At 61.4% G+C, this 21,224-nt stretch carries 23 protein-coding genes; 7 read left to right on the plus strand and 16 right to left on the minus strand.

Going from position 1 to position 21,224, the window contains the following annotated elements; all coding sequences use genetic code 11:
• Nucleotides 1–195: 195 nt before the first annotated feature.
• Together ptsP and ACR0EZ_RS19445 are read right to left on the minus strand one after the other, a co-directional pair.
• Nucleotides 196–2,439: a phosphoenolpyruvate--protein phosphotransferase gene (ptsP, locus tag ACR0EZ_RS19440; protein ID WP_480616238.1), complete on the minus strand. Its 2,244-nt coding sequence runs from the start codon at nt 2,437–2,439 to the stop codon at nt 196–198.
• A 47-nt stretch (nt 2,440–2,486) separates the two neighbouring features.
• A complete protein-coding gene (locus ACR0EZ_RS19445) occupies nt 2,487–3,725 on the minus strand; it encodes an aspartate kinase (protein ID WP_480616240.1) in 1,239 nt (412 codons plus the stop codon).
• 163 nt (nt 3,726–3,888) lie between these two features.
• Here ACR0EZ_RS19445 and ACR0EZ_RS19450 point away from each other — a divergent pair, with 163 nt between their 5' ends.
• Nucleotides 3,889–4,245 carry a hypothetical protein gene (locus ACR0EZ_RS19450; RefSeq protein ID WP_480616242.1) on the plus strand — a complete coding sequence of 119 codons (357 nt, stop codon included), beginning with the start codon at nt 3,889–3,891 and terminating at the stop codon, nt 4,243–4,245.
• Here the strand turns inward: ACR0EZ_RS19450 and ACR0EZ_RS19455 are convergent.
• The 5 genes from ACR0EZ_RS19455 to ACR0EZ_RS19475 all read right to left on the minus strand — a co-directional run bounded on the left by ACR0EZ_RS19455 (nt 4,239) and on the right by ACR0EZ_RS19475 (nt 7,302).
• Nucleotides 4,239–4,877, minus strand: coding sequence for an SDR family NAD(P)-dependent oxidoreductase (locus ACR0EZ_RS19455; RefSeq protein ID WP_480616243.1), 639 nt, complete (start codon nt 4,875–4,877; stop codon nt 4,239–4,241). The two genes, ACR0EZ_RS19450 and ACR0EZ_RS19455, sit on opposite strands and share 7 nt — an antisense overlap.
• A 3-nt stretch (nt 4,878–4,880) precedes the next feature.
• Nucleotides 4,881–5,336, minus strand: a complete 456-nt coding sequence (locus ACR0EZ_RS19460; RefSeq protein WP_480616245.1) for a DUF1178 family protein — start codon at nt 5,334–5,336, stop codon at nt 4,881–4,883.
• A 72-nt stretch (nt 5,337–5,408) separates the two neighbouring features.
• Complete coding sequence (locus ACR0EZ_RS19465; protein ID WP_480616247.1) at nt 5,409–5,870, minus strand: NUDIX hydrolase; 462 nt, start codon at nt 5,868–5,870, stop codon at nt 5,409–5,411.
• A 140-nt stretch (nt 5,871–6,010) separates the two neighbouring features.
• A complete protein-coding gene (locus ACR0EZ_RS19470; RefSeq protein ID WP_480616249.1) occupies nt 6,011–6,754 on the minus strand; it encodes an EcsC family protein in 744 nt (247 codons plus the stop codon).
• A gap of 53 nt (nt 6,755–6,807) precedes the next feature.
• Nucleotides 6,808–7,302, minus strand: a complete 495-nt coding sequence (locus tag ACR0EZ_RS19475) for a GNAT family N-acetyltransferase (protein ID WP_480616251.1) — start codon at nt 7,300–7,302, stop codon at nt 6,808–6,810.
• Between the two features lie 72 nt (nt 7,303–7,374).
• Here ACR0EZ_RS19475 and ACR0EZ_RS19480 point away from each other — a divergent pair, with 72 nt between their 5' ends.
• Nucleotides 7,375–7,980: a flavin reductase family protein gene (locus tag ACR0EZ_RS19480; protein WP_480616253.1), complete on the plus strand. Its 606-nt coding sequence runs from the start codon at nt 7,375–7,377 to the stop codon at nt 7,978–7,980.
• 142 nt (nt 7,981–8,122) lie between these two features.
• Here the strand turns inward: ACR0EZ_RS19480 and ACR0EZ_RS19485 are convergent, their stop codons facing one another.
• Nucleotides 8,123–9,787 carry a SulP family inorganic anion transporter gene (locus ACR0EZ_RS19485; RefSeq protein WP_480616255.1) on the minus strand — a complete coding sequence of 555 codons (1,665 nt, stop codon included), beginning with the start codon at nt 9,785–9,787 and terminating at the stop codon, nt 8,123–8,125.
• A gap of 164 nt (nt 9,788–9,951) precedes the next feature.
• On the opposite strand from ACR0EZ_RS19485, the gene ACR0EZ_RS19490 reads away from it, so the two are divergent.
• Both ACR0EZ_RS19490 and ACR0EZ_RS19495 read left to right on the plus strand, forming a co-directional pair.
• Nucleotides 9,952–10,512 (plus strand): invasion associated locus B family protein, encoded by a 561-nt coding sequence (locus ACR0EZ_RS19490; protein WP_480616257.1) that lies wholly within the window; start codon nt 9,952–9,954, stop codon nt 10,510–10,512.
• A 67-nt stretch (nt 10,513–10,579) separates the two neighbouring features.
• On the plus strand, nt 10,580–11,452 hold the full coding sequence (locus ACR0EZ_RS19495; RefSeq protein WP_480616259.1) for an S-methyl-5'-thioadenosine phosphorylase: 873 nt from the start codon (nt 10,580–10,582) through the stop codon (nt 11,450–11,452).
• Nucleotides 11,453–11,458: 6 nt separating this feature from the next.
• Here ACR0EZ_RS19495 and ACR0EZ_RS19500 read toward each other — a convergent pair whose 3' ends face one another.
• Complete coding sequence (locus ACR0EZ_RS19500; RefSeq protein ID WP_480616261.1) at nt 11,459–12,325, minus strand: alpha/beta hydrolase; 867 nt, start codon at nt 12,323–12,325, stop codon at nt 11,459–11,461.
• 169 nt (nt 12,326–12,494) lie between these two features.
• On the opposite strand from ACR0EZ_RS19500, the gene ACR0EZ_RS19505 reads away from it, so the two are divergent.
• Nucleotides 12,495–13,124: a LysE family translocator gene (locus ACR0EZ_RS19505; protein WP_480616263.1), complete on the plus strand. Its 630-nt coding sequence runs from the start codon at nt 12,495–12,497 to the stop codon at nt 13,122–13,124.
• 1 nt (nt 13,125) lies between these two features.
• On the opposite strand, the gene ACR0EZ_RS19510 is transcribed toward ACR0EZ_RS19505, so the two are convergent.
• A complete protein-coding gene (locus ACR0EZ_RS19510; protein ID WP_480616265.1) occupies nt 13,126–13,380 on the minus strand; it encodes a single stranded DNA-binding domain-containing protein in 255 nt (84 codons plus the stop codon).
• A 239-nt stretch (nt 13,381–13,619) separates the two neighbouring features.
• Here ACR0EZ_RS19510 and ACR0EZ_RS19515 point away from each other — a divergent pair, with 239 nt between their 5' ends.
• Together ACR0EZ_RS19515 and ACR0EZ_RS19520 are read left to right on the plus strand one after the other, a co-directional pair.
• Nucleotides 13,620–14,159 (plus strand): adenine phosphoribosyltransferase, encoded by a 540-nt coding sequence (locus ACR0EZ_RS19515; RefSeq protein ID WP_480616267.1) that lies wholly within the window; start codon nt 13,620–13,622, stop codon nt 14,157–14,159.
• Nucleotides 14,160–14,329: 170 nt separating this feature from the next.
• Nucleotides 14,330–14,812, plus strand: a complete 483-nt coding sequence (locus ACR0EZ_RS19520; protein ID WP_480616269.1) for a fasciclin domain-containing protein — start codon at nt 14,330–14,332, stop codon at nt 14,810–14,812.
• A 34-nt stretch (nt 14,813–14,846) separates the two neighbouring features.
• Here the strand turns inward: ACR0EZ_RS19520 and ACR0EZ_RS19525 are convergent, their stop codons facing one another.
• The 6 genes from ACR0EZ_RS19525 to ACR0EZ_RS19550 all read right to left on the minus strand — a co-directional run bounded on the left by ACR0EZ_RS19525 (nt 14,847) and on the right by ACR0EZ_RS19550 (nt 21,127).
• The gene (locus ACR0EZ_RS19525) at nt 14,847–16,262 is read right to left on the minus strand and encodes an FAD-binding oxidoreductase (RefSeq protein ID WP_480616271.1); all 1,416 of its coding nucleotides are present in this window, start codon (nt 16,260–16,262) and stop codon (nt 14,847–14,849) included.
• A gap of 38 nt (nt 16,263–16,300) precedes the next feature.
• On the minus strand, nt 16,301–17,119 hold the full coding sequence (locus ACR0EZ_RS19530) for an MBL fold metallo-hydrolase (protein ID WP_480616333.1): 819 nt from the start codon (nt 17,117–17,119) through the stop codon (nt 16,301–16,303).
• A gap of 102 nt (nt 17,120–17,221) precedes the next feature.
• Complete coding sequence (locus ACR0EZ_RS19535) at nt 17,222–17,806, minus strand: GNAT family N-acetyltransferase (RefSeq protein WP_480616273.1); 585 nt, start codon at nt 17,804–17,806, stop codon at nt 17,222–17,224.
• Complete coding sequence (locus tag ACR0EZ_RS19540) at nt 17,806–19,068, minus strand: M16 family metallopeptidase (RefSeq protein ID WP_480616275.1); 1,263 nt, start codon at nt 19,066–19,068, stop codon at nt 17,806–17,808. The genes ACR0EZ_RS19535 and ACR0EZ_RS19540 overlap by 1 nt, the downstream gene beginning before the upstream one ends.
• Nucleotides 19,065–20,453, minus strand: coding sequence for a threonine synthase (thrC, locus tag ACR0EZ_RS19545; protein WP_480616277.1), 1,389 nt, complete (start codon nt 20,451–20,453; stop codon nt 19,065–19,067). The genes ACR0EZ_RS19540 and thrC overlap by 4 nt, the downstream gene beginning before the upstream one ends.
• Nucleotides 20,450–21,127 carry an SURF1 family protein gene (locus tag ACR0EZ_RS19550; protein ID WP_480616279.1) on the minus strand — a complete coding sequence of 226 codons (678 nt, stop codon included), beginning with the start codon at nt 21,125–21,127 and terminating at the stop codon, nt 20,450–20,452. The genes thrC and ACR0EZ_RS19550 overlap by 4 nt, the downstream gene beginning before the upstream one ends.
• Nucleotides 21,128–21,224 lie beyond the last annotated feature (97 nt).

Raw genomic sequence — 21,224 nt, forward strand, 5'->3', positions numbered from 1 at the left:
TTTAGCAGCGGGCAGCCCGAATGTGTAAGGTTGAGGCGTTGCGTATATGTTATCGCTAACATTCATCGTGTGGATATGAAACCCGGAGGTAAAAATCAAGCCTGGATTTCGCTGCGCGATCCTTTGATCCCTGGCACTGGCGGTTTCTTGAAAAGAAACCGGGCCTGAAACTTTGAAAGTTTCAGGCATCGCAGGTCAGGTTTGCGTGCGCAGCCAGTCCATCACCGCCGGGCGCACGGATTGCTCGCCGCGATGGCGGGCATCGGCGATGATCTTGCGCACATCCTGCAGGTTCGACCGCAGCAACAGGCTTTTGACCGGCCCGATTGAGGCCGGACGCATCGACAACGTCCGAATGCCCATCGCGGCAAGGCACAACGCCTCGACCGGGCGGCCTGCGTCTTCGCCGCAGAAGCTGAGCGGCGTTTCCGAGATATCGCAGCGTTCCACGATCCGTTCGATGAAACTGAGGAAACTGACATTCAGCGTATCATACCGGCGACGTACCAGCTCGTTTTCCCGGTCGGCAGCGAAGAAGAACTGTTTCAGATCGTTGCCACCGATCGAGATAAAGCCGACCTCGTCAAAGAATTTCTGCGGCGCGAAAGCCAGCGACGGGGTTTCCAGCATCGCCCCGACCTCGAGCGTTTCGGGCAGGACGTGGCCCAGACGACGCTCGCGTTCGATAGTCTTCTTGACCTCCCACCGGGCTTCGCGGAACTCATCGGCCTGCGCAACGAAGGGAAACATCACGGTCAGCGGGCGGCCATTGGCGGCGCGGATCAGCGCCTGTAGCTGCATCCGCATGACGCCGCGCTTGTCCAGACCGACGCGGATGGCACGCCATCCCAGCGCCGGGTTCGGTTCGGCCACATGCTTCATATAGGGCAGCACCTTGTCCGAACCAATGTCGAGCGTGCGAAACACCACACGCTTGTCGCCTGCCGCGTCCAGCACGCGCTGATATTGCGTCACAAGCTCGGACCGTTTGGGCATCTGGTTGCGGATGAGGAACTGCAACTCGGTCCGGAACAGGCCGACCCCTTCGGCCCCGGAATGGCCCAGCGAGGGCAGATCGGCCATCAGACCCGCATTCATCACCAGATTGATCCGCGCCCCGTCCCGCGTCACGCAGGGCGTTTCCCGGATCGAGGCATAGCGTTCCTGCGCCTTGGCCTGCATCGCGATCTTATCGCGGAACGCGTTGACCACGGTGTCTTCGGGGCGCAGGTGGACAACACCCTGATCGCCATCGACCAGAATGTGGTCACCATTCAGCGCTTCGGTCGTGATCCGACCCACATGAACCACCAGAGGAATCGCCAGCGCTCGGGCCACGATGGTCGCGTGGCTGCCGACCGAGCCTTCCTCAAGCACGATGCCTTTCAGCGACCGGCCATATTCCAGCAAATCGCCGGGGCCGATATTGCGGGCGATCAGGATCGGGTCCGGCGGCAGATCGGCCCCATTGGTATTGCCCTGCCCGGTCAGGATGCGCAAAAGCCGGTTGCTGAGGTCATCCAGATCGGCCAGCCGCTCCCGCAGATACGGGTCCGTCACCTGCTCCATGCGGGCGCGGGCCTGGGACTGTTCCTTTTCCACCGCCGCCTCGGCGCTCAGGCCCAGCGCGATGTCCTCTTCCATCCGGCGCATCCAGCCTTTGGAGTTGGCGAACATCCGATAGGCTTCCAGAACCTGAAGCTGTTCCTTGTCGCCGCCCTGCGAGATTTCCAGCATCTTGTCCACGCCCACGCGCAACTCCTCGACCGCTTCGGTCAGGCGTTCGCGTTCGCGGTGCGGATCTTCGGCAATCGGGTTGGTGACAACGACGCGGGGTTCATGCAGCCAGACATGGCCTTCTGCCGAGCCTTCCTGCGCCGGACCGCCGCTGAACTGGACCGACTGCTGGTGAAGGGGCGACAGAGCGGCGCCTTCGCCGACAAAAGCCCCCAGTTCGGCCATTTCGGCCAGAACCATGGCGACAACCTCCAGCGCATAAATCTCATCGGCCGAGAACTGGCGCGCCTCGCGGGATTGCACCACCAGAACGCCCAGTTTTTCGCCCAGACGCTGAACCGGCACGCCAAGGAACGAGGAAAACCGCTCTTCCCCGGTTTCGGGCATATAGCGGAACCCCTTTGCCGAGGGCGCGTCGGCGGTGTTCACCACTTTACCGGATTGGGCGACGCGGCCCACCAGCCCCTCGCCCAACCGCATCCGCGTCTTGTGCACCGCCTCGGGCGACAGGCCTTCGGTTGCGCAAAGCTCCAGCGTGTCTTCGTCGCGGAACAGGTAGATCGAGCAGACCTCGGCCCGGATGCTGTCGGCAATCAGATGCGTGATCCGGTCAAGACGCTCCTGACCGGCGGCCTCGCTCGCCATCTCTTCGCGCAGCCGCCCCAGCAGCTTGCGGGATTCAGTTTCGGTGCCGTCCGCCATGGCCCACCCAAATTAGTGCGTCAGGCGAGACCTTTGGCAGAAATTGCTCAGGCCGCCTTGTCCAGTTCAAAGGCATCATGCAGCGCCTGAACCGCAAGTTCCATGTATTTCCGATCAACAAGAACGGAAATTTTTATCTCGGAGGTTGTAATGACCTTGATGTTGATCCCCTCATCCGAGAGAATCTTGAACATCTTGGCCGCCACACCGGATTGCGAGCGCATGCCGATCCCTACGACGGACACCTTGCAGACGTCTTCGTCGGCAACCAGTTCGGCATAGTTCAACTCGCCCTTGTCCTTGATCGCCAGCAGCGCCTTTTCGGCACGGGCCACCTGATTGGTCGGGCAGGAAAAGGTCATGTCGGTGCGCCCTTCGTCCGAGATGTTCTGGACGATCATGTCGACATTCACGCCTTCATCGCTGAGCGCGGTAAAGATGGTCGAGGCGATGCCGGGGCGGTCGGCCACCGATACAACAGTCATCTTGGCTTCGTCGCGGGAATAGGCCACACCGGCCACAACATTGGATTCCATGATATCCTCCTCATCGACGACCAGCGTACCGGCCTTGTCGGATTGTTCTTCGAAACTCGACAGAACGCGCAGTTTCACCTTGTACCGCATCGCCAGCTCGACCGAGCGGGTTTGCAGCACCTTGGCCCCCAGCGAGGCCAGTTCAAGCATCTCTTCAAACGAGATACGGTCCAGTTTGCGCGCCTTGCCACAGACGCGCGGATCGGTGGTATAGACCCCGTCCACGTCGGTATAGATGTCGCAGCGCTCGGCCCCGAACGCGGCGGCAAAGGCCACGGCTGTCGTATCCGACCCGCCCCGGCCCAGCGTGGTGATACGGCCCTCGGGGCTGATCCCCTGAAAGCCTGCGACCACGGCAACCTTCATGCCTTCGTCGAACTTCTGGCTTATGTTGTTGGTCGGGATTTCTTCGATCCGGGCCTGAGAATGGGCGCTGGTGGTCATCAGGGGCACCTGCCAGCCCTGCCAGCTGCGCGCCGGCACGTCCATTTCCTGCAGCGTCAGCGCCATCAGACCAGCGGTGACGTTTTCGCCCGAGGACACAACCGCATCATATTCACGCGCGTCATATAAAGGCGAGGTTTCGTCGACCCAGCCGACCAGTTCATTGGTCTTCCCCGACATTGCCGACACGATGACGATCACGTCGTATCCCTTGGCCACCTCGACACCCACGCGTTTCGCCGCGCGGCGGATGCGGTCAAGATTGGCAACCGATGTGCCACCGAATTTCATCACGAGTACGGGCATGGGGGCAAGTGTCTCCGCGCCTTGGATTTGAAGTCCTGAGCCTCTTATGCGAGGGGGGCCGCAAGAGCAAGGCGCAATGAAACCCTGCCTGAGCCAAGGCGCGGCTTTACAATGCGCGGGTGGAATGCCAGCTTATCGGCAGAATTCATCCAAGAGGTTGTTCATGCTCCGTATTGCCGCCGCTTTTGCCCTGATGTCGTCCCCCGCCCTGGCGCAGGTCGCAAGCCTGACAGCAACCGATGGCCAGAACGCGCTGGGCACCATTCCCTGCGCCGCGAATGCGGGCGATCCGCTGCAAAGCTGCCACGCCGAACTGCGCCGTCACGACGATGGAACCGCAACTCTGGCCGTGGCGATCGGCGCCGGGAATGTCCGCAATATCTATTTCAAAGATGGCGTGCCGGAATCCAGCAGTTCGACCTCGAAACTCCTCCACGAAACCCGCGGCGATCTGATTGTCATCTTCATCGAACCCGGTGAAGTGTATGAGCTGCCCAAAGCCGCGCTGAACACTCAGTAGGGGTGGGGCTGGCCATCGTAGTTTTCGAAACAGCCCGTGTTTTCCAGCGACAGGGCCGCGAACCTGTCGACCAGACCGGCAACAGCCTGATCCACATGTATATCCGCCCCTGATCCGCCCATATCGGTTTGCACCCATCCGGGGTGGTAGATGCCAACCGCAATCCGGTCAGCCCGCAAGTCAGTCGCCAGATTGCGCCCCAGATTGAGCGCCGCCGCCTTTGAGGCGCGGTACATGTAGCTGCCGCCGGGCGCGCGGGTATGCGATGCCATCAGCGACGACAGGATCGCGATCCTGCCATGCGCCGCCCGCAGATTGGGCAGCAAGGCCTGAATTGTCAGAAACACGCCGGTCACGTTGGTCGCAAAGCTTTGCGCCCACATGTCGGCGGGATAACCTTCAATGCTTTGATGTCTGTCCAGGTACACACCTGCATTGCAAATCAGCAGATCCACGGGCCGGGCCTGTAGCTGCTCGGCCATCGCGACCTGTTGGTCCGGGTCGGACACATCAAGCCTGACCTGCGCGCTGTCATCGCGGGCGGTTCCGGTGACGTCATGACCCTGCGCACGGTATTGATCCGCCAAAGCCCGCCCTATTCCGCGATTGGCACCGGTGATCACGATATGCATGGATCAGTTCGTCTTCCGGCTGGGGATGAAGGGCAATGGCGCGACAGGCACACCGTCCTCAATCAGGGCCTTGGCCTCATCAGGCTTTGCTTCGCCGTGAATCAAACGGTCCGGTGCTTCGCCCAGATGAATCCTGCGCGCTTCGCTGGCAAAGTCCTTGCCGACGTAGTCCGAGTTTTCTTCCACCTTGCGCCGCAATTCGGCCAGCACCTGTTCAACCTGGGATGACGGCGTCGCCACGCAGATATCCTGCGGCTCGGTCTGCGCCACCTCGGGCTGCGCCTTGCCTTTGCGCGCAGGACGAACGCGTGGTGTCATGATCGCCTTTTCCACCTGCGAACAGCCGCAGACCGCGCATGTCACCATGCGCGCAGCAGCCAGTTTGTCGTAGGCTTCAGCCGATTGGAACCAACTGTCGAAAGTATGGCCCTCGCTGCATTTCAACGCGTATTGAATCATGTTCCGTCCAAAATGTCGGTTGCCGAATAGATACCGACCGGGTCACTAATATCAAGCCTGTCTGGCGGCAGCCTAGTTCGTATATGGCCGAAAACCGCGCAAAATTTCAGCAAGTTCCGACGATCTGACCTTTTGCGCAGCCTTTTTAGGCGAATACCACTTGCGTTTTCGTTCGCCCCGTTCCGGAAAATTAATGACAAGAGATTGCACGTATAACGGAAATACATCCACAAGACACAGCGCCGCACCCGGATTACAGCGCTGTTTAAGATAGGCAAACTGGCCCACAGCGCCCAAGCCGCACTGACCCACGACACCCGCTTCTTCCCACGCCTCTTGCGTGGCGGTCTGGGCCGGGCTCAGCCCGTCAATCAGCCAGCCTTTGGGAATAATCCAGTGCCCCGAGCGTCGTGTGGTGACCAAAAGAACCTCGGGCCGTCCCCGTTTCAGGCGGTAACACAAAGCGCCCGATTGCGGCAAAACCGGAACACCCCCGGATTTGAGCAACTGGTTGGGCGAAAGCCTTGCGTTCATGCCGCCGTGACGCCTTTCGAATGGTAACAATGCCTGTCCACCGAACCGCTGTTTATGGAGTTATTTTGCGGTCGGCTATACAATGCATACCACATGATGCGGACTGGGCCAAGACTGACGATTGGGCGGGCAGTGCCGTTTCACATACGGGTCGCCAACTTTTTCACCAGATCGTCATGCGGAATATCGGCATCCATCGCCAAGCGCCGCAGACCGAAATGCACCCGCGCGATCTGTTGATAGTACCGCGTGTAGACGTAATTCGTGCCGCCACCGGCAAGCGCCCCTAAAACGGGCACCGACTGCGCTGCAAGTTTTTGCCCCAGAACGATCGACAGGCGCGGCGCGACGGCAGCGATCAGGCGCTGCATCGCCGGTCCGGTCAGCGTGAGGCGTACAGAATAGAACCCCAGATCGGCCCCGTCATCATAGGACAGCGGGCCAGCCGCAGACAGCACCTGAACACAGTCGAATTTCACATTTTCCTCAGCCGGATCAAAGCCTTCCCGCGCAGCGGCGCCTTGAATGGATCGCAACAGCATCGTGGTGGTCGCAGGAAGCTCCATCAATGCGGTCGAGACACCTCCAAGCCCCCCGGCCGCGCCCATGGCGGTCGTGACGGCGGTGTTCACCCACGGCTGCTGGTCGGGAACAGCCCGGCGCGAGCCCTGCGCGGCGTGAACAGCAAACCACAGCGCCTGTTCTGTCGCGCCGGTCAGGCCGTTTCGCACCGGTTCCGGCAATTGCTCCAGCAAGGATTCAGCCGATCCGCCCAGCCGGTTCAGCAGTTTTATCCCTGCCCCGCCAGCGGATCGATAGTGTTCGGCCAGACGATCCAATTCGGCGTCGGCATCCACTTTGTCGACAAGAACAATGTCCTGCATATGCGCCCTCCTGTCCTTTAGACATCGGCGCTTTGCGCGGCGGTTTCAATAGGTCAGCGGGTCCAGCGTGTGACGGGGCCCTGAATTCCGGACCAGACACCGGGCATCAGTTCCAATCCCAGAACACGGTCCGGGTTCGTCGGCGGCGGCATCTCGACCCCCCGCAGGGGCGAAAAGCCAAAGCGTTGATAATAAGGGGCATCTCCGACCAGCATGACCCGCTGCCAGCCCAGCTCGCGACCGGTTTCGACACCGGCATGGATCAGATATCCGCCAAGCCCTTCGCCCTGATGCGTGGGGTGAACCGCGACCGGACCCAGCAGAAGCGCATCATGCGCACCGACATGGACCGGCCAAAATCGGATCGCGCCCGCCAGGATGCCCTGCCCGTCACGCGCCACCAGAGAAAGATCTGCAACCGGCGGCACATCATCGCGCAGTCGGTAGGACGACAGCGCCTCGCGCCCGGGCGCAAAGCACAGGTCGTACAGGGCTTCGACCTCCCACCAATCATCCGGCTCTTCCGGCCTGATCCCGAACTGCTGCACCCTGGCCCTCTTTTCCTTGCTGGCAATCGCCCTAGCACTTCGATACGCCTTGGGCAAACGCTTGGAGATCAGATGTTCTATCGCCCCGAAGACGGTCACGGCCTGCCGCATAACCCGTTCAATGCCATCATCACACCCCGCCCGATCGGGTGGATCTCGACCCGCGACGCGGACGGGGTCAACAATCTGGCGCCCTATTCGTTTTTCAATGGGGTCGCCTACACGCCGCCCCAGGTCATGTTCGCCTCAACCGGGACGAAGCACGATCAGGATGGCGGCAAGGACAGCCTCGCCAATATCGAGGCGACGGGTGTGTTCTGCGTCAACGTCGTGGCCCACGCCCATCGCGACGCGATGAACGCCAGTTCAGAGGGCCTGCCCAAACATATCGACGAGTTCGCCCATGCCGGCCTGATCCCGGTGGAATGCGAAACCATCCCCTGCGCCCGGATCAAGGGGGCACCCGCGTCGCTGGAATGCAAACTGACCCGGATCGTGACACTGCCCGGTGAGCACAACAGGGTCGCCTTTGGCGAAGTGACAGGCATTCACCTGCACGATGACCATATGCGCGACGGGAAGTTCGACGTCACCTCATTCCGACCGTTGGCGCGGCTGGGCTATAGGGACTATTCGGTGGTGAACGATCTGTTCAGCCTCAGCCGCCCAGACGATTGAATGCGCTGCAATCGGGGGCTCTGCCCCCGCCGCGGCAAGCCGCGACTCCCCCGGGATTTTTATTGGCCAGATGAAGCAGGGGATCCGCACTTCATCTGGCTAAAAATATCCCGGAGCGCGAGGCGGAGCCTCGCAAAAAGCCTCAGTGGCCACCCAGAATGCCGGTGCGGACCGAGTAATCCACGGCGAGCTCGTAATCCGGGTCATCATCGCTGTCGACCATCAGGTGTCCGGCCTTGTTCAGCAGCTTGTGACAATCCCGGCTGAGATGGCGGAGCATCACCCGCTTGCCTGCAGCCTCGTATTTCGCGGCGATGTTTTCGATGGCCTGCAAGGCCGATTGGTCCACCACGCGGCTGTCCGCAAAGTCGACAATGACCGTTTCCGGGTCGTCGGCCACATCGAACAGCTCGACAAACCCTTCGGACGAGCCGAAGAACAGTGGTCCCTGGATTTCATACACTTTGGCGCCTTTTTCGGTCTCGGACTCGCGTGTGATCGCATGGATGCGCTTGGCGTTGTTCCAGGCATAGGCCAGCGCCGAGACGATGACGCCCACAACCACGGCGACTGCCAGGTCTTCCATCACGGTCACGACCGTCACCAGAACGATGACGAAAGCGTCGGTCAGGGGCACTTTGCGCATGATCTTGAACGAGTTCCAGGCGAAGGTTCCGATCACCACCATGAACATCACGCCGACCAGCGCGGCCAGCGGGATTTGCTCGATCAGCGCAGGAATCGACACAATTCCAAGAGGTGTGTCAAAGTCGAGAACAATGAAAACCAGCAGGAAGAGAGCCGCAGACACACCAGCAATCCGGGTACGCCCGCCGGATTTCACGTTGATCATCGACTGACCGATCATGGCGCAGCCGCCCATGCCCCCGAAGAAACCCGTGACGACATTGGCTGTGCCTTGCGCAATGCATTCCTGAGACGCCCCGCCCCGCTTGCCGGTCATTTCGCCCACAAGGTTCAGGGTCAGCAGCGATTCAATCAGACCGATGGCGGCCAGAATGACGGCGTAGGGCAGGATGATTTCGAAGGTTTCCCAGTTCAGCGGCACCATCGGGACGTGGAACGCAGGCAGACCACCTTCGATCGAGGCCAGATCACCAACGCGCGGCACGTCCAGCCCGAACCCGATCACCAGCGCTGCCACAACGACGATACCGGCCAGAGGCGCGGGCACAACGCGCGTGATGCGCGGCATGACCCAGATCACGGCCATGGTCAGGGCGACAAGACCCAGCATGGTATAAAGCTGCATGCCCGACAGCCACTCTCCGCCGCCCATGCCGTGGCCGGTGTTTTCCATTGTTCCGGGGACTTTGAACTGGCCCATCTGGGCCAGAAAGATCACGATGGCCAGACCGTTCACAAAGCCCAGCATCACCGGATGCGGCACCAGCCGGATGAACCGGCCCCAGTGCATCGCGCCTGCGATCACCTGCAGAATGCCCATCAGAACAACGGTCGCGAACAGGTATTCGACGCCGTGCTGCGCCACCAGCGCCACCATCACGACCGCCAGCGCCCCGGTTGCGCCTGAAATCATGCCCGGACGGCCCCCGATCAGCGCCGTGATCAGGCCGACCAGAAAGGCCGCATAGAGGCCAACCAGCGGATGCACACCAGCTACAAAGGCAAAGGCCACGGCCTCGGGCACCAGCGCAAGCGCGACGGTCAGCCCCGACAGAAGCTCGATCCGCAGGCGGGACAGGGTCAGCCCCTCGTCCGGCGACCAGCGCAGATCGGGAATAGCAAGACGATTGGCAAAGCTTGCCAGCAAGGCTCGGGGCATTGGACAGTCCTATAGGTCGGTATGTTCGCGCGAATGGGCTTACTTAGCGGGCAAGACTTACCTGAGCTACTGCAGCAAGCGGGATGCAGCCATGCGCATGCCGCATAGCGTAGCCTCGCAACATCGTGAATTGTCTGCCGCCGCACGGGGGGCAATTGTGGCGCATGCGCTGGATCTCCCTGCTTTTGTTAGGTGCCCTGCCTGCATTTGCGCAGGATTTACAAGGCAATGACACGCCGGGAAACTGGCGCGTGACCCATCACGAGGTTTTCGGCATCTGGACCTCGATCTGCGATGAGCGCGAAGAAGGCGGCGCATTGAGGCAGCGCTGCTACATCCGGCGGGTCGATGTTTTTTCGGGGCGGCCGAAATTTGCGGCACAGTTCATGTTCATCAAGCCCGAACCCGAGGGCACAAGGATTGAATTCGGGATGGAGCCGGGCACGCTTTTCTCACCCTCGGGCTTTCGCATTGATCGCGGTGATGAGGTCGTCTGGCGCACCCGGCGACCGGGGTGTCTGACCGGTTTGAGCTGCGTGTTCGAAGGTGACCGAGCGGAAGAAATCGTTGATGCGATGCTGACCGGTGATGCCTATCGCTTTGTGTTTCGGGATCGCCACGGGCAGCCACGAGACCTGACCTGGCCGCTGGACGGGTTTGACAAAGCCTGGGCGGACTTCAACACGCAGTCGCAGGTGCGCAATCTGCCGGGCCGGACCGAATAGACCCCTTGCCAAAGCGCGGGCCAGACCACACAAAACTGTCATCAGATATCCACGCGGAGGCGAAACAGTGACTCAGACCAAAATTGCCGTCATCGGCGGCTCGGGCGTCTACGACATCGACGGGTTGGAAAATGCGGAATGGGTTACGGTCGAAACGCCTTGGGGGGCGCCCTCGGACCAGATACTGACCGGATCGCTGGAAGGCGTTGAAATGGCGTTCCTGCCCCGTCACGGGCGCGGGCATGTGCATTCGCCGACCGAGGTGCCCTATCGTGCCAACATTGATGCGCTGAAACGGCTGGGCGTGACCGATGTGATCTCGGTTTCGGCCTGCGGATCGTTCCGCGAGCACATGGCTCCGGGGGATTTCGTGATCGTTGACCAGTTCATCGACCGGACCTTTGCGCGGGAAAAAAGCTTCTTTGGAACAGGATGCGTGGCGCATGTCAGCGTGGCGCACCCCACCTGTCCGCGCCTGAGCGATGCCTGTGAAGCCGCTGGAAAGGATGCGGGGATCACCATCCATCGCGGCGGCACTTATCTGGCGATGGAAGGGCCGCAATTCTCATCCCTGGCCGAGTCGAAGATGTACCGCGAACACTGGGGCTGCGACGTGATCGGCATGACCAATATGCCCGAGGCGAAACTCGCCCGCGAAGCCGAGCTGTGTTACGCCTCGGTCGCGATGGTCACGGATTACGACAGTTGGCACCCCGATCACGGAGAGGTGGACGTGACCACAATCATCGCCACGCTCACAGGGAATGCCGAGAAAGCCCGGGCTTTGGTCAAGGGCCTGCCCGCTCTTTTGGGCACGGACCGGGCACCCTGCCCCCATGGCTGCGACCGGGCTTTGGAATACGCAATCCTAACTGCGCCCGAAAAGCGGGACCCGGCGGTGCTGGCCAAACTGGACGCGGTGGCCGGGCGCATTCTCTGATCCGCGTCAAAGGGGCGGCAGGCTGGCCTGAACCTGCTGCCACAACCCGTGCGACCACAGGTCGTTATGGGAGCCATCCGGGATCAGAAAAAGCTGCACGTTGTCATCGGCCATCGCAGCTAAAGCCTCGCTATGGTGAACCGGGACCACGACATCCTCGGTGCCGTGGAAGATCAGCGTAGGCACCTCAATCTGGTTGATGACGTCACGCGTGGCAAACTTGTCCTGCATCAGCATGTTCACCGGCAGCCAGGGGTAGCGTTCGCCCGCAACATCGACGGTTGCGGTGAACGGAGCCTCGAGCACCAAAAGTTCCGCCGAGGCGCGCTGCGCGGCAACGGCAGCGGCCACGCCGGTTCCAAGGCTCTGGCCGTGCAGGACAACCGGCTTGCCTTGCTCGGTCAACCGGTCGAACAGTTCCAGACCGTCCGACACAAACGCCACCTCGGACGGCTGGCCCTCACTTCCAGGAAACCCGCGATAGCTCGGGGCAAGCAGCCCGTAACCGCTGTTGAGGATTTCCCGCATCCGATCTGCGCGGTCGCCCAGATTTCCGCTCTGGCCGTGAAAGAACAGAACGGTGGGCGCACCCTCGGACACGGCGGGCGCGGACCATGCGGTCAGCACCACACCATCTGACATGGGCAGAGAGATCACGTCGACATCCGACAGCCCCACTGCGCCGGGCTCGGGCAGTTCACCGGATGCTTTGAACAGCAAGTCGCGCTGGTTGATGTACATGTACCCAACGGCGGCAACGTAAGCCAACACGATCAGGGCGGTCAGGGTGTAGATGATCCGCAGAAAGCGCCGCGCACCGGACGCGCCGGGCCGCGAAAGCGCGTTTGGATAAACGTCTCGTGTCTGTGTCATCGGATCCTCCGCAGCAGGTGGGTACTATCAGTCTGGGGACCATCGGCGCAGATTCAAGGAGTGTGCAGCAAGCTTAATCTTCCCTTCAGGATTTCCGGGCTACGCGTTACGGGCTTGACGCACCGATAACTTCGGTGCTTCCTGCAGGGCGCGCAACCAAGGATGACCCATGTCTTTTGAACTCTGGCTGGCCTTTGTGGCCGCATCGACCGCATTGCTGCTGATCCCGGGACCCACAGTGTTGCTTGTTCTCAGCTATGCGCTGTCCAAGGGCCGCAGCGTCGCGGTGGCCTCGGCCACAGGTGTCGCGGTGGGCGATCTGGTGGCGATGACCGCGTCGCTGCTGGGGTTGGGCGCGCTTGTTCTGGCCTCGGCCACATTGTTTTCCGCGTTGAAATGGGTCGGTGCCGCGTATCTGGTCTGGCTGGGGATCAAACTGCTGCGCAGCGCCCCCGCGGGCGGGCTGAGCACGGTGGACACGGGCAGCGACGTGTCGGCCCGCAGCGTTTTCGGCCACGCAGCGGCGGTGACGGCGCTGAACCCGAAATCCATCGCCTTTTTCATCGCCTTCGTGCCGCAATTCCTGCGTCCGGCAGACCCTTTGGGCCCGCAATTCGCCATCCTGATCGCAACATTTGTCGGCCTGGCCTGGCTGAACGCTTTGGCCTATGCGCTGCTGGCGGACCGCCTGCGCCGCATGATCGGACGTGCAGGCGTGATCACCGCGATAACCCGTTTTGGCGGTTTGACCCTGATTGGAATGGGTGTGGCCACGGCTGTTCTGCGCCGCCCGGCCTGACTTAATCGTCCGCGTTTTCTTTCATGAAACCGCGGATAAAGCGGCGGATTTCGCGCGCGGCCGAAGTGTCCAGCTCTTTGCACAAATCGACAAACGCATCGCGTTCGTCCTTATCCAACCGCAAGACTAACTGACTGTTTTTCTTGGTAGACCCCTTGCCGACTTTCTTTGCCACGCGCTTTGACTCCGTCCAGCCCTTGATTCTTACACCTATGCTTTGTATATACATAGCATAGAGGTTGTAGTTATCGGGCAACTAACAAAAATAAAGGACTAAGGCAATGAATCTTCATGTCGCTCAGGCATTTCTTTTGCGAGACCAGCGCAATTGGCGCAAACCGCACCTGTCGTGGCTGCCCGCAGCGCTGTATCGATATTACAGCCTGCCCAACGCTGTTGCAGAACGTCGCAAGTAATCGCCGGCAATCAATCCTTGCATGACTGACCCCGATGGGCCAAACAACCCTGCGTGTTGTCACGCCAAAGGGGTCGGCCATGTCCAGAAACAAAACGGTCAAGGATTACATCCGCACCATCGTTGATTTCCCGCATGAGGGGATCATGTTCCGGGATGTCACCACCCTGTTCTCGGACCCGCGCGGGTTTCGCATCGCCATCGATCAGATGCTGCATCCTTACGCGGGCGAGCGGATCGACAAGGTGGTCGGCCTTGAGGCCCGAGGCTTCATTCTGGGCGGCGCGATTGCGCATCAACTGAGCGTGGGCTTTGTGCCGATCCGCAAGAAAGGCAAGCTGCCCGGCACCACAATCAGCCAGGATTACAAGCTGGAATATGGCGAGGCCATCGTGGAGATCCACGATGACGCCATTCTGCCGGGCGAGAAAATCCTTGTGGTCGATGATCTGCTCGCCACCGGAGGCACCGCCGCCGCAGGGATCAAGCTGATCGAACGGTTGGGGGGCCAGATCATCTCGTGCGCCTTCATCATCGATCTGCCCGAGCTTGGCGGCCGCAAAGTGCTGGAAGAAATGGGCATGGATGTCCACGTCCTGTGCGAATTCGAAGGCCTTTGACCCCACCGCGTTCACAAAACCGTGATTGGAAATCTGCCGCCCCGGCGGCTTAGCGCGGAACGGTCCGCTTTCAACCGGAATTGTCCAACACGACCAGTGATCTTTTCGCGATAACCCCCCGTACCCCAAGTGATGCTGCTTCAAGCATTTCAACTTATGGGAGATACGATATGTTCCGCAAATTCGCCGCCGCCAGTGTCGCGACCCTTCTTCTCAGCACCTCTGTCATGGCCGACGGTCACGGCAAGGACATCGTGGATACGGCCGTCGCGGCCGGAGATTTCGAAACCCTCGTCGCAGCCGTTCAGGCGGCTGAACTGGTCGATACGCTGAAGGGCGAAGGCCCGTTCACCGTGTTTGCCCCAACCGACGCAGCCTTTGCGGCGCTGCCCGAGGGCACGGTTGAAAACCTGCTGAAGCCTGAAAACAAGGACCAACTGGTTGCGATCCTGACCTATCACGTGGTTCCGGGCAAAGTGATGTCCGGCGACCTGTCGGACGATATGACTGCGGCTACGGTTCAGGGCGGTGACATCACTGTCGATCTGGATTCGGGCGTCATGATCAACGACGCCAACGTGGTGCAGGCCGATATCGAAACCAAGAACGGCGTGATCCATGTGATCGACAAGGTGATCCTGCCCGAGTCGTGATTTGCTACCGGAACACGGCCTGTCCGGGCCGTGTTCACCCCTTCAATACCGCTCCGGGATTCATGATCCCCTTGGGATCGAGCGCGGCCTTTATCGCCCGCATGGCGTTGAGCTTGGCCGGATCGCCGTAGCGGACCAGATCATCGGTTTTCAGACGCCCCACCCCATGCTCGGCGCTGACAGACCCCCTGAACTGATGCACCAGATCATAAACGGCGTGCTGGACTGCAGCGCGCTGGTCATCGAATTCCGCCCTGTCATGTCCGCGCGGCGGGAACACGTTGTAGTGCAGGTTGCCATCGCCAACATGCCCGAAGCAGTTGATCCGAAACGGACCGATTGCTTGGATGGCGTCCACCCCGCGCCGAATAAATTCAGGGATTGCCGAGATCGGGACCGAGATATCGTGGCTTGAAACTGATCCAATCAGGCGGTTCGCCTCGGGGATACGCTCGCGCACCGCCCACAGGTCGGCGCGCTGCGCCTCGCTCTGTGCAATGACACCGTCGCTGATCAGGCCCTTCGCATTGGCAGCGACATACATGGCTTCCAGAGCATCGGCAGGCGACTGACCGGATGACATGCCAAGTTCGACCAGAACACACCACTCGGGCTGCACAACGAACGGCTGCCGAACGGTCGGCAGAACCTCAGTCAGAAATTCCAGCCCCTGCCGGTGGATCAGTTCGAACGAACTGACGGTCTCGCCCGCAAGGTCACGGGCAAGAGCCAGCAGGTCGATAGCCGCCTCAGCCGAGGCCACCTGAAACATCGCCGTCCCAACTGCCGCCGGGCGCGGGTACAGTTTCAGCGCGGCTGCGGTGATGATCCCCAACGTCCCTTCGGACCCGATCAGCAGATTGCGCAGATCGTAGCCCGTGTTGTCCTTTCGCAAACGGCTCAGCCCATGCCAGATTTTGCCATTCGGCAGCACCGCTTCGAGCCCCAGACACAAATCCCGCGTGTTGCCATAGCGCAAAACGTTGACCCCGCCGGCATTGGTCGCGAGGTTGCCGCCGATCCGGCAGGACCCCTGCGCCGCCAGCGACAGGGGGAACAGACGGTTCGACGCCTCAGCCGCAACCTGAACATCGGCCAGAATCGCGCCGGCCTCGGCCACCAGAACATTCTCGGTCGGGTAAACGGCGCGAATGGCCGTCATCCGCTCCAGCGAGATCAGCAGCGGTGCAGGGCCATTGGGCATCACCTGCCCGCCCACCAGACCCGTACCACCGCCGTAAGGCACAACCGGCACCCGCGCACCCAAAGCTAACCGGACAAGCGCCGCCACCTCCTCGGCCGTGCGGGGCAAGGCCAGCACGCCCGCATGGCCCGCAAACCGGTTGCGCGGCTCGACCAGGTATCGCTCAGCCACCGGGCGCAATACATCGCCCCCCAGCGTCGATCGGATCAATTCGGCAAAGCTGTCATCTGCGGGGTTCAGGCTCATACCCCTTCATGGCCCAAGGCGACGGGCGCCGACAAGCCCTATTCCAGATCAATCAGATAGCGCGGCTCCAGCACCACCACTGTGGGTCGGTCGGGCAACGTGCGCAACGAGACGGTGATTTCCGACACGCCCTCTCGTTCCACCGGAAAATCGTCGCGGATATCGACCAGAAACCGGTCCAGCGAAAAATCGGAAAACCAGTGCATCGGGATGATAACCGAGCTTTTCAGCCGCCTGAGGACCGAGATCATCTCGGGCAAAGGCATGGTCGTACCGCCATCCACCGCCGCCATCACCACATCCAGCCGCCCCAGCGCCGCGAATTGTTCGTCCGAGGGAACGTGATGCAGATGGCCCAGATGGCCGATGCACAGCCCCTCGACCTCGAACACGAAGATCGAATTCCCGCGCTCTTCGACCCCGCCATAGATCGAGCGGATATCGGTCGAGACATTGCGCACCAGCATCTCACCCAGATCGAGGTAATGGTCGATCCCCTGCCCGAACTCGCCCCAGCCCGGCAACACATGCGGGATGGCCGGATCGGGATGAGCCGTCCAATGGGTGGAATGGGCATGGTTCATGGTCACCACATCCGGGATCAGATCAGCGCTGCCTATGAACCCGGTGAAATCGGTGACGGCATTCAGCCCGCCCTGTGTCTGGATCATGAAAGAGGCATGCGCGATATAACTGATCCGCACCGAAAACTCGGGCACCGGATCCTGCCAGGCCGCCTTGTGCAGATACTCGATCCCCGGCGCGGCATCCGCGATGGCGATACAATGGCTCGACCGCCGCTCCTGCGCCGCAGCCCCGCCCGAGATCACCATCAATGCCGCAACCAACCAGCGCATGACCAGAGTGTAGCGCATCCCGCCGCCAAGTCATGCCCCTTGTTCATCAGGCCAAAAATATCCCGGGGGAGGCGCGGCCTGCCGCGACGGGGGCAGAGCCCCCTAACCCGCGTCGGTCTTGCCCCGCCTATCCGACCGCAGGCTGGCATACAGAACATGCGTCCGCCACCGCCCGTTGATCTGCAGATAAGACTGCGCCACGCCTTCGTACTTGAACCCCGAGCTTTCCAGCAACCCGCGCGACGCCGCGTTTTCCGGCAGGCAGGCGGCCTCGATCCGGCTCAGGTCCAGACGGGTAAAGGCGTGGTGAACCACGGCCCCGATGGCCTCGCGCATATACCCTTGACGGGCAAAGGCCTGACCGGTCCAGTACCCCAGCGTCCCTGCCTGCGCCGGTCCGCGCCGGATGTTGTCCAGCGTGATCGCACCCACCAGAACATCATCCGAGCGGCGGAACAGGAACAGCGGGATTGCCGTGCCCCCGGCGACCGAGCGTTGCGCCCAGTAGACCCGGTTGGTGAACGACTTCCGGCTCAGGTGATCCTTGGCCCAGATCGGCTCCCACGGGGTGAGGTAATCTTTGGACGCCCGCCGCAGCGCCGTCCATTCGTTGAAATCGGAATGGATGGGCGGGCGCAGGCTGAGGCGCTCGGTTTCGAGTTTCAGCTTGCGTCGGCCCAGAAGCATCACGCCGCGCGCCTCTCCTGCAGTTCCGCCAGCGACGGCGCGCTCGACACCGGACCGTAAAGCGCCAGCGCCGCCGGGGCCTGCACCGCCATGTTTTCGGCAAAGGCCAGAACATCACTGGTGCTGACCGCGTCGATCTTGGCGACAGTATCCTCAAGCGACGGCACCCGGCCCCAGATCTGCACCAGCCGCGCCAGACGCTCGGCCCGGTTCGACGGGCTTTCCAGCCCCATCAACATACCCGCTTTCATCTGCGCGCGGGCCCGGGCGACCTCTTCGGCGCTCATGTCCTCGGCGGCCCGCTTCATCTCGTCGATGGTGATCGTCGCCAGTTCACCCACCTGATCCGCCGAGGTTCCGGCATAAATGGTGGTCGTGCCGGTATCGGCATAGGCCCCGGTCTGCGCGAAAATCGTATAGCAAAGACCACGAGTCTCACGCACTTCCTGAAACAGGCGCGAGGACATGCCGCCGCCCAAGGCAGTGGAATAAATCTGCGCCGTATAGATCGCATCGTCGCGATAACCCGGGCTTTCCAGCGCCAGCGCGAAATGGGCCTGTTCCAGCTCTTTCTCCTGCCGCGCCTCACCGCCGGTAAACTGCGCCGCGTCGGGGATCAGACCTTTGCGCGGCTGCAGATGGCCGAACATCTCTTCGGCCATTTTCATCAGTGCATCGTGATCCACGGCCCCCGCCGCCGACAGGATCATCTGTTCGGGGCCATAGTGCTCGGCCACAAAACCCGACAGATCCTCGCGCGAGAACGCGCTGACCCGCTCGGACGGGCCAAGGATGGTGCGGCCCAGGGGCTGGTCGTGATAGCTCTGCTCCTGCAGCCAGTCGAAAATCACGTCGTCGGGCGTGTCATAAGCCTGCCCAATCTCTTGCAGGATCACGCCGCGCTCGACCTCAATCTCGCGCGGGTCGAAGACAGGGTTCAGAACGATGTCGCCGATCACATCCATCGCCAGCGCCACATCGTCTTTCAGAACACGCGCATAGTAGGCCGTGACCTCGCGCGAGGTATAGGCGTTGATATAGCCGCCCACATCCTCGATCGCCTCGGCGATTTGCAGGGCCGAACGCCGCTCGGTTCCCTTGAACGCCATATGTTCAAGAAAATGAGCAATGCCGTTCTGCTCGATCCGCTCATGCCGCCCGCCGGCGGTCACCCAGATGCCGATGGCCGCCGATTGCAGCCCCGGCATATGTTCACTGACGATCCGAAATCCGTTCTTCAGTTGGTCCTGTCTGACAGTCACTCAGCAATATGCCTTCTGATATGATCCTCAAGGGCGCCCAGGTCATTGGCAATGCGGGTCACCCGTTCCGGACGTTCATACAGATCAGACATGCGGGATGGAAGGGGGGCATGTTCACCGCTCGCCTTCTCGACCGCCGCCGGGAATTTCGCCGGATGCGCGGTGGCCAGCGTGATCATCGGCACCTCCGCCGCGCGGTGTTCTTCGGCGACCCGGATACCAACGGCGGTGTGCGGGCAGACCAGTTCGGCGCTGTTGGCCAGCGTGTGTTTGATCGTTTCCAGCGTCTCCTCTTCGGACACGCGGTCTGAGTCAAAGCTCTCCCGCAGCGCCTCCATCGCACCCTGACTGACATTGAAACCGCCGGTCTTCAGTTCATCCATCAACTGCGCGACTGCCGCACCATCCTCGCCATAGGCATAATACAGCGCCCGCTCAAAGTTCGAGCTGACCTGGATATCCATCGACGGGCTGATCGAGGGAATGGTGTCGCCCTTGAAATACCCCTCACCCGACAGGCAGCGGTGCAGGATGTCGTTCTGGTTGGTCGCCACAACCAAGCGGTCGATGGGCAGCCCCATGCGCTTGGCCAGATAGCCCGCGAAGATGTCGCCGAAATTGCCGGTCGGCACGGTGAAGCTGACCTTGCGGTGCGGCGCGCCAAGGCTGACGGCAGCCGAGAAATAATAGACGATCTGCGCCAGCACCCGGGCAAAGTTGATCGAGTTCACGCCCGCCAGCTTCACCCCGTCGCGGAAGTCGAAATCGTTGAACATATCCTTGAGCGCGGCCTGACAATCGTCGAAATCGCCGTCGACGGCCAACGCGTGCACGTTGCTGTCCGCAGGCGTGGTCATCTGCCGGCGCTGCACCTCTGACACACGGCCCTGGGGGAACAGGATGAACACATCCACCGCGTCCAGTCCCCGGAACGCTTCAATCGCGGCCGAGCCGGTATCGCCACTGGTCGCCCCCACGATGGTGACCCGGTCATTGCGCCGTTTCAGGGCCACCTGAAACAGCTGGCCGATCAGTTGCATGGCGAAATCCTTGAAGGCCAGTGTCGGCCCGTGGAACAGCTCCAGCAGGAAGTGGTTCTCGTTCAGTTGCTTCAACGGCGCGCGGGCGTCGTGGCCGAACCCTTCATAGGCGCGTGCGATGATGTCTTTGAACTCATGCTCGGCAAAGGACCCGCTAACAAAAGGCCACATCACGCGGAACGCGATCTCCTCATAGGGAAGCCCCGCCAGCGCGGCAATCTCGTCGTGGCTCATCACCGGGATCTCGGCAGGCAGGTACAAACCGCCGTCGCGGGCCAGCCCGGTCAGCATCGCCTCTTCAAAGGTCAGTTCGGGCGCCTGCCCGCGGGTCGAGATGTATTTCATGTCGCTTCACTCTCAGAAGGGGCGCGGCTGCGCCACAGGAAATAACCGGTCATGGCCGCCCAGACGAGGGCCAGTCCAAACCATGTGATTGCGTATTGCAGGTGATCGTTCGGGATGCCCGCCGTGTCTACGGGCAAAGGTGTCACGCCCGGATCGGTTTCGGATCGGGCGATCAGCAATATGGGCTCGGCCCCCAGGGCCGCCGCCAGATTGGGCAGGTCGCGGGCGAACCAGATATTGGCGTCGATGTCCGGCTCGGGCGTGTAACTATCGATCTCATCCGGCCAGTGCAGGTTGCCTGTGACCTCCATCGGACCTGTCAGGCGCTCGGCTTTTTTCGCGGTGGTCGGGATAAAGCCGCGATCCACCAGAAAAGTCCGGTCCTTGGTGCTGAAGGATTGGATGATCCGATACCCTGCTCCGACCTGTTTGACCGAGACAAGCACGTGGATTTCCCCCGGCTCCATCTCGCCCGACACGGTCACGGGCAGATACTTGTCCGCTGCTTCGGACACCTGCGGCGGCAAGGCAATCGGGTCCGCAGAAATCCGGCCTTCGATCTCGGCCAGAACGCCTTGCTTCCAGGCCAGCCGCTGCACCTGCCAGATGCCCAGCGACAGCAGCACGCCCAAACCGGCGAGGCCAAATATCAGCAGGAACAGAGTGCGGCGCATTGCGGGGCGAAACCTTGTTGCAGAAACCGGCGTCTTGTTAAGGGGCAGGTTGCCGGGTTTGCAACCGTCCAATTGTATGGGGCGCAATTTTGCGCCC

Source organism: Ruegeria sp. AK4, assembly GCF_056541025.1.

What these genes read in the sequence shown, in the direction of transcription:
- ACR0EZ_RS19480 (WP_480616253.1), top strand. Translation starts at nt 7,375, where the DNA reads ATGTTCTATCGCCCCGAAGACGGTCACGGCCTGCCGCATAACCCGTTC.
- ACR0EZ_RS19470 (WP_480616249.1), bottom strand. Translation starts at nt 6,754, where the DNA reads ATGCAGGACATTGTTCTTGTCGACAAAGTGGATGCCGACGCCGAATTG.
- ACR0EZ_RS19450 (WP_480616242.1), top strand. Translation starts at nt 3,889, where the DNA reads ATGCTCCGTATTGCCGCCGCTTTTGCCCTGATGTCGTCCCCCGCCCTG.
- thrC (WP_480616277.1), bottom strand. Translation starts at nt 20,453, where the DNA reads ATGAAATACATCTCGACCCGCGGGCAGGCGCCCGAACTGACCTTTGAA.
- ACR0EZ_RS19500 (WP_480616261.1), bottom strand. Translation starts at nt 12,325, where the DNA reads ATGACACAGACACGAGACGTTTATCCAAACGCGCTTTCGCGGCCCGGC.
- ACR0EZ_RS19455 (WP_480616243.1), bottom strand. Translation starts at nt 4,877, where the DNA reads ATGCATATCGTGATCACCGGTGCCAATCGCGGAATAGGGCGGGCTTTG.
- ACR0EZ_RS19490 (WP_480616257.1), top strand. Translation starts at nt 9,952, where the DNA reads ATGCGCTGGATCTCCCTGCTTTTGTTAGGTGCCCTGCCTGCATTTGCG.
- ACR0EZ_RS19505 (WP_480616263.1), top strand. Translation starts at nt 12,495, where the DNA reads ATGTCTTTTGAACTCTGGCTGGCCTTTGTGGCCGCATCGACCGCATTG.
- ACR0EZ_RS19460 (WP_480616245.1), bottom strand. Translation starts at nt 5,336, where the DNA reads ATGATTCAATACGCGTTGAAATGCAGCGAGGGCCATACTTTCGACAGT.
- ptsP (WP_480616238.1), bottom strand. Translation starts at nt 2,439, where the DNA reads ATGGCGGACGGCACCGAAACTGAATCCCGCAAGCTGCTGGGGCGGCTG.
- ACR0EZ_RS19525 (WP_480616271.1), bottom strand. Translation starts at nt 16,262, where the DNA reads ATGAGCCTGAACCCCGCAGATGACAGCTTTGCCGAATTGATCCGATCG.
- ACR0EZ_RS19465 (WP_480616247.1), bottom strand. Translation starts at nt 5,870, where the DNA reads ATGAACGCAAGGCTTTCGCCCAACCAGTTGCTCAAATCCGGGGGTGTT.
- ACR0EZ_RS19520 (WP_480616269.1), top strand. Translation starts at nt 14,330, where the DNA reads ATGTTCCGCAAATTCGCCGCCGCCAGTGTCGCGACCCTTCTTCTCAGC.
- ACR0EZ_RS19515 (WP_480616267.1), top strand. Translation starts at nt 13,620, where the DNA reads ATGTCCAGAAACAAAACGGTCAAGGATTACATCCGCACCATCGTTGAT.
- ACR0EZ_RS19530 (WP_480616333.1), bottom strand. Translation starts at nt 17,119, where the DNA reads ATGCGCTGGTTGGTTGCGGCATTGATGGTGATCTCGGGCGGGGCTGCG.
- ACR0EZ_RS19550 (WP_480616279.1), bottom strand. Translation starts at nt 21,127, where the DNA reads ATGCGCCGCACTCTGTTCCTGCTGATATTTGGCCTCGCCGGTTTGGGC.
- ACR0EZ_RS19485 (WP_480616255.1), bottom strand. Translation starts at nt 9,787, where the DNA reads ATGCCCCGAGCCTTGCTGGCAAGCTTTGCCAATCGTCTTGCTATTCCC.
- ACR0EZ_RS19445 (WP_480616240.1), bottom strand. Translation starts at nt 3,725, where the DNA reads ATGCCCGTACTCGTGATGAAATTCGGTGGCACATCGGTTGCCAATCTT.
- ACR0EZ_RS19535 (WP_480616273.1), bottom strand. Translation starts at nt 17,806, where the DNA reads ATGCTTCTGGGCCGACGCAAGCTGAAACTCGAAACCGAGCGCCTCAGC.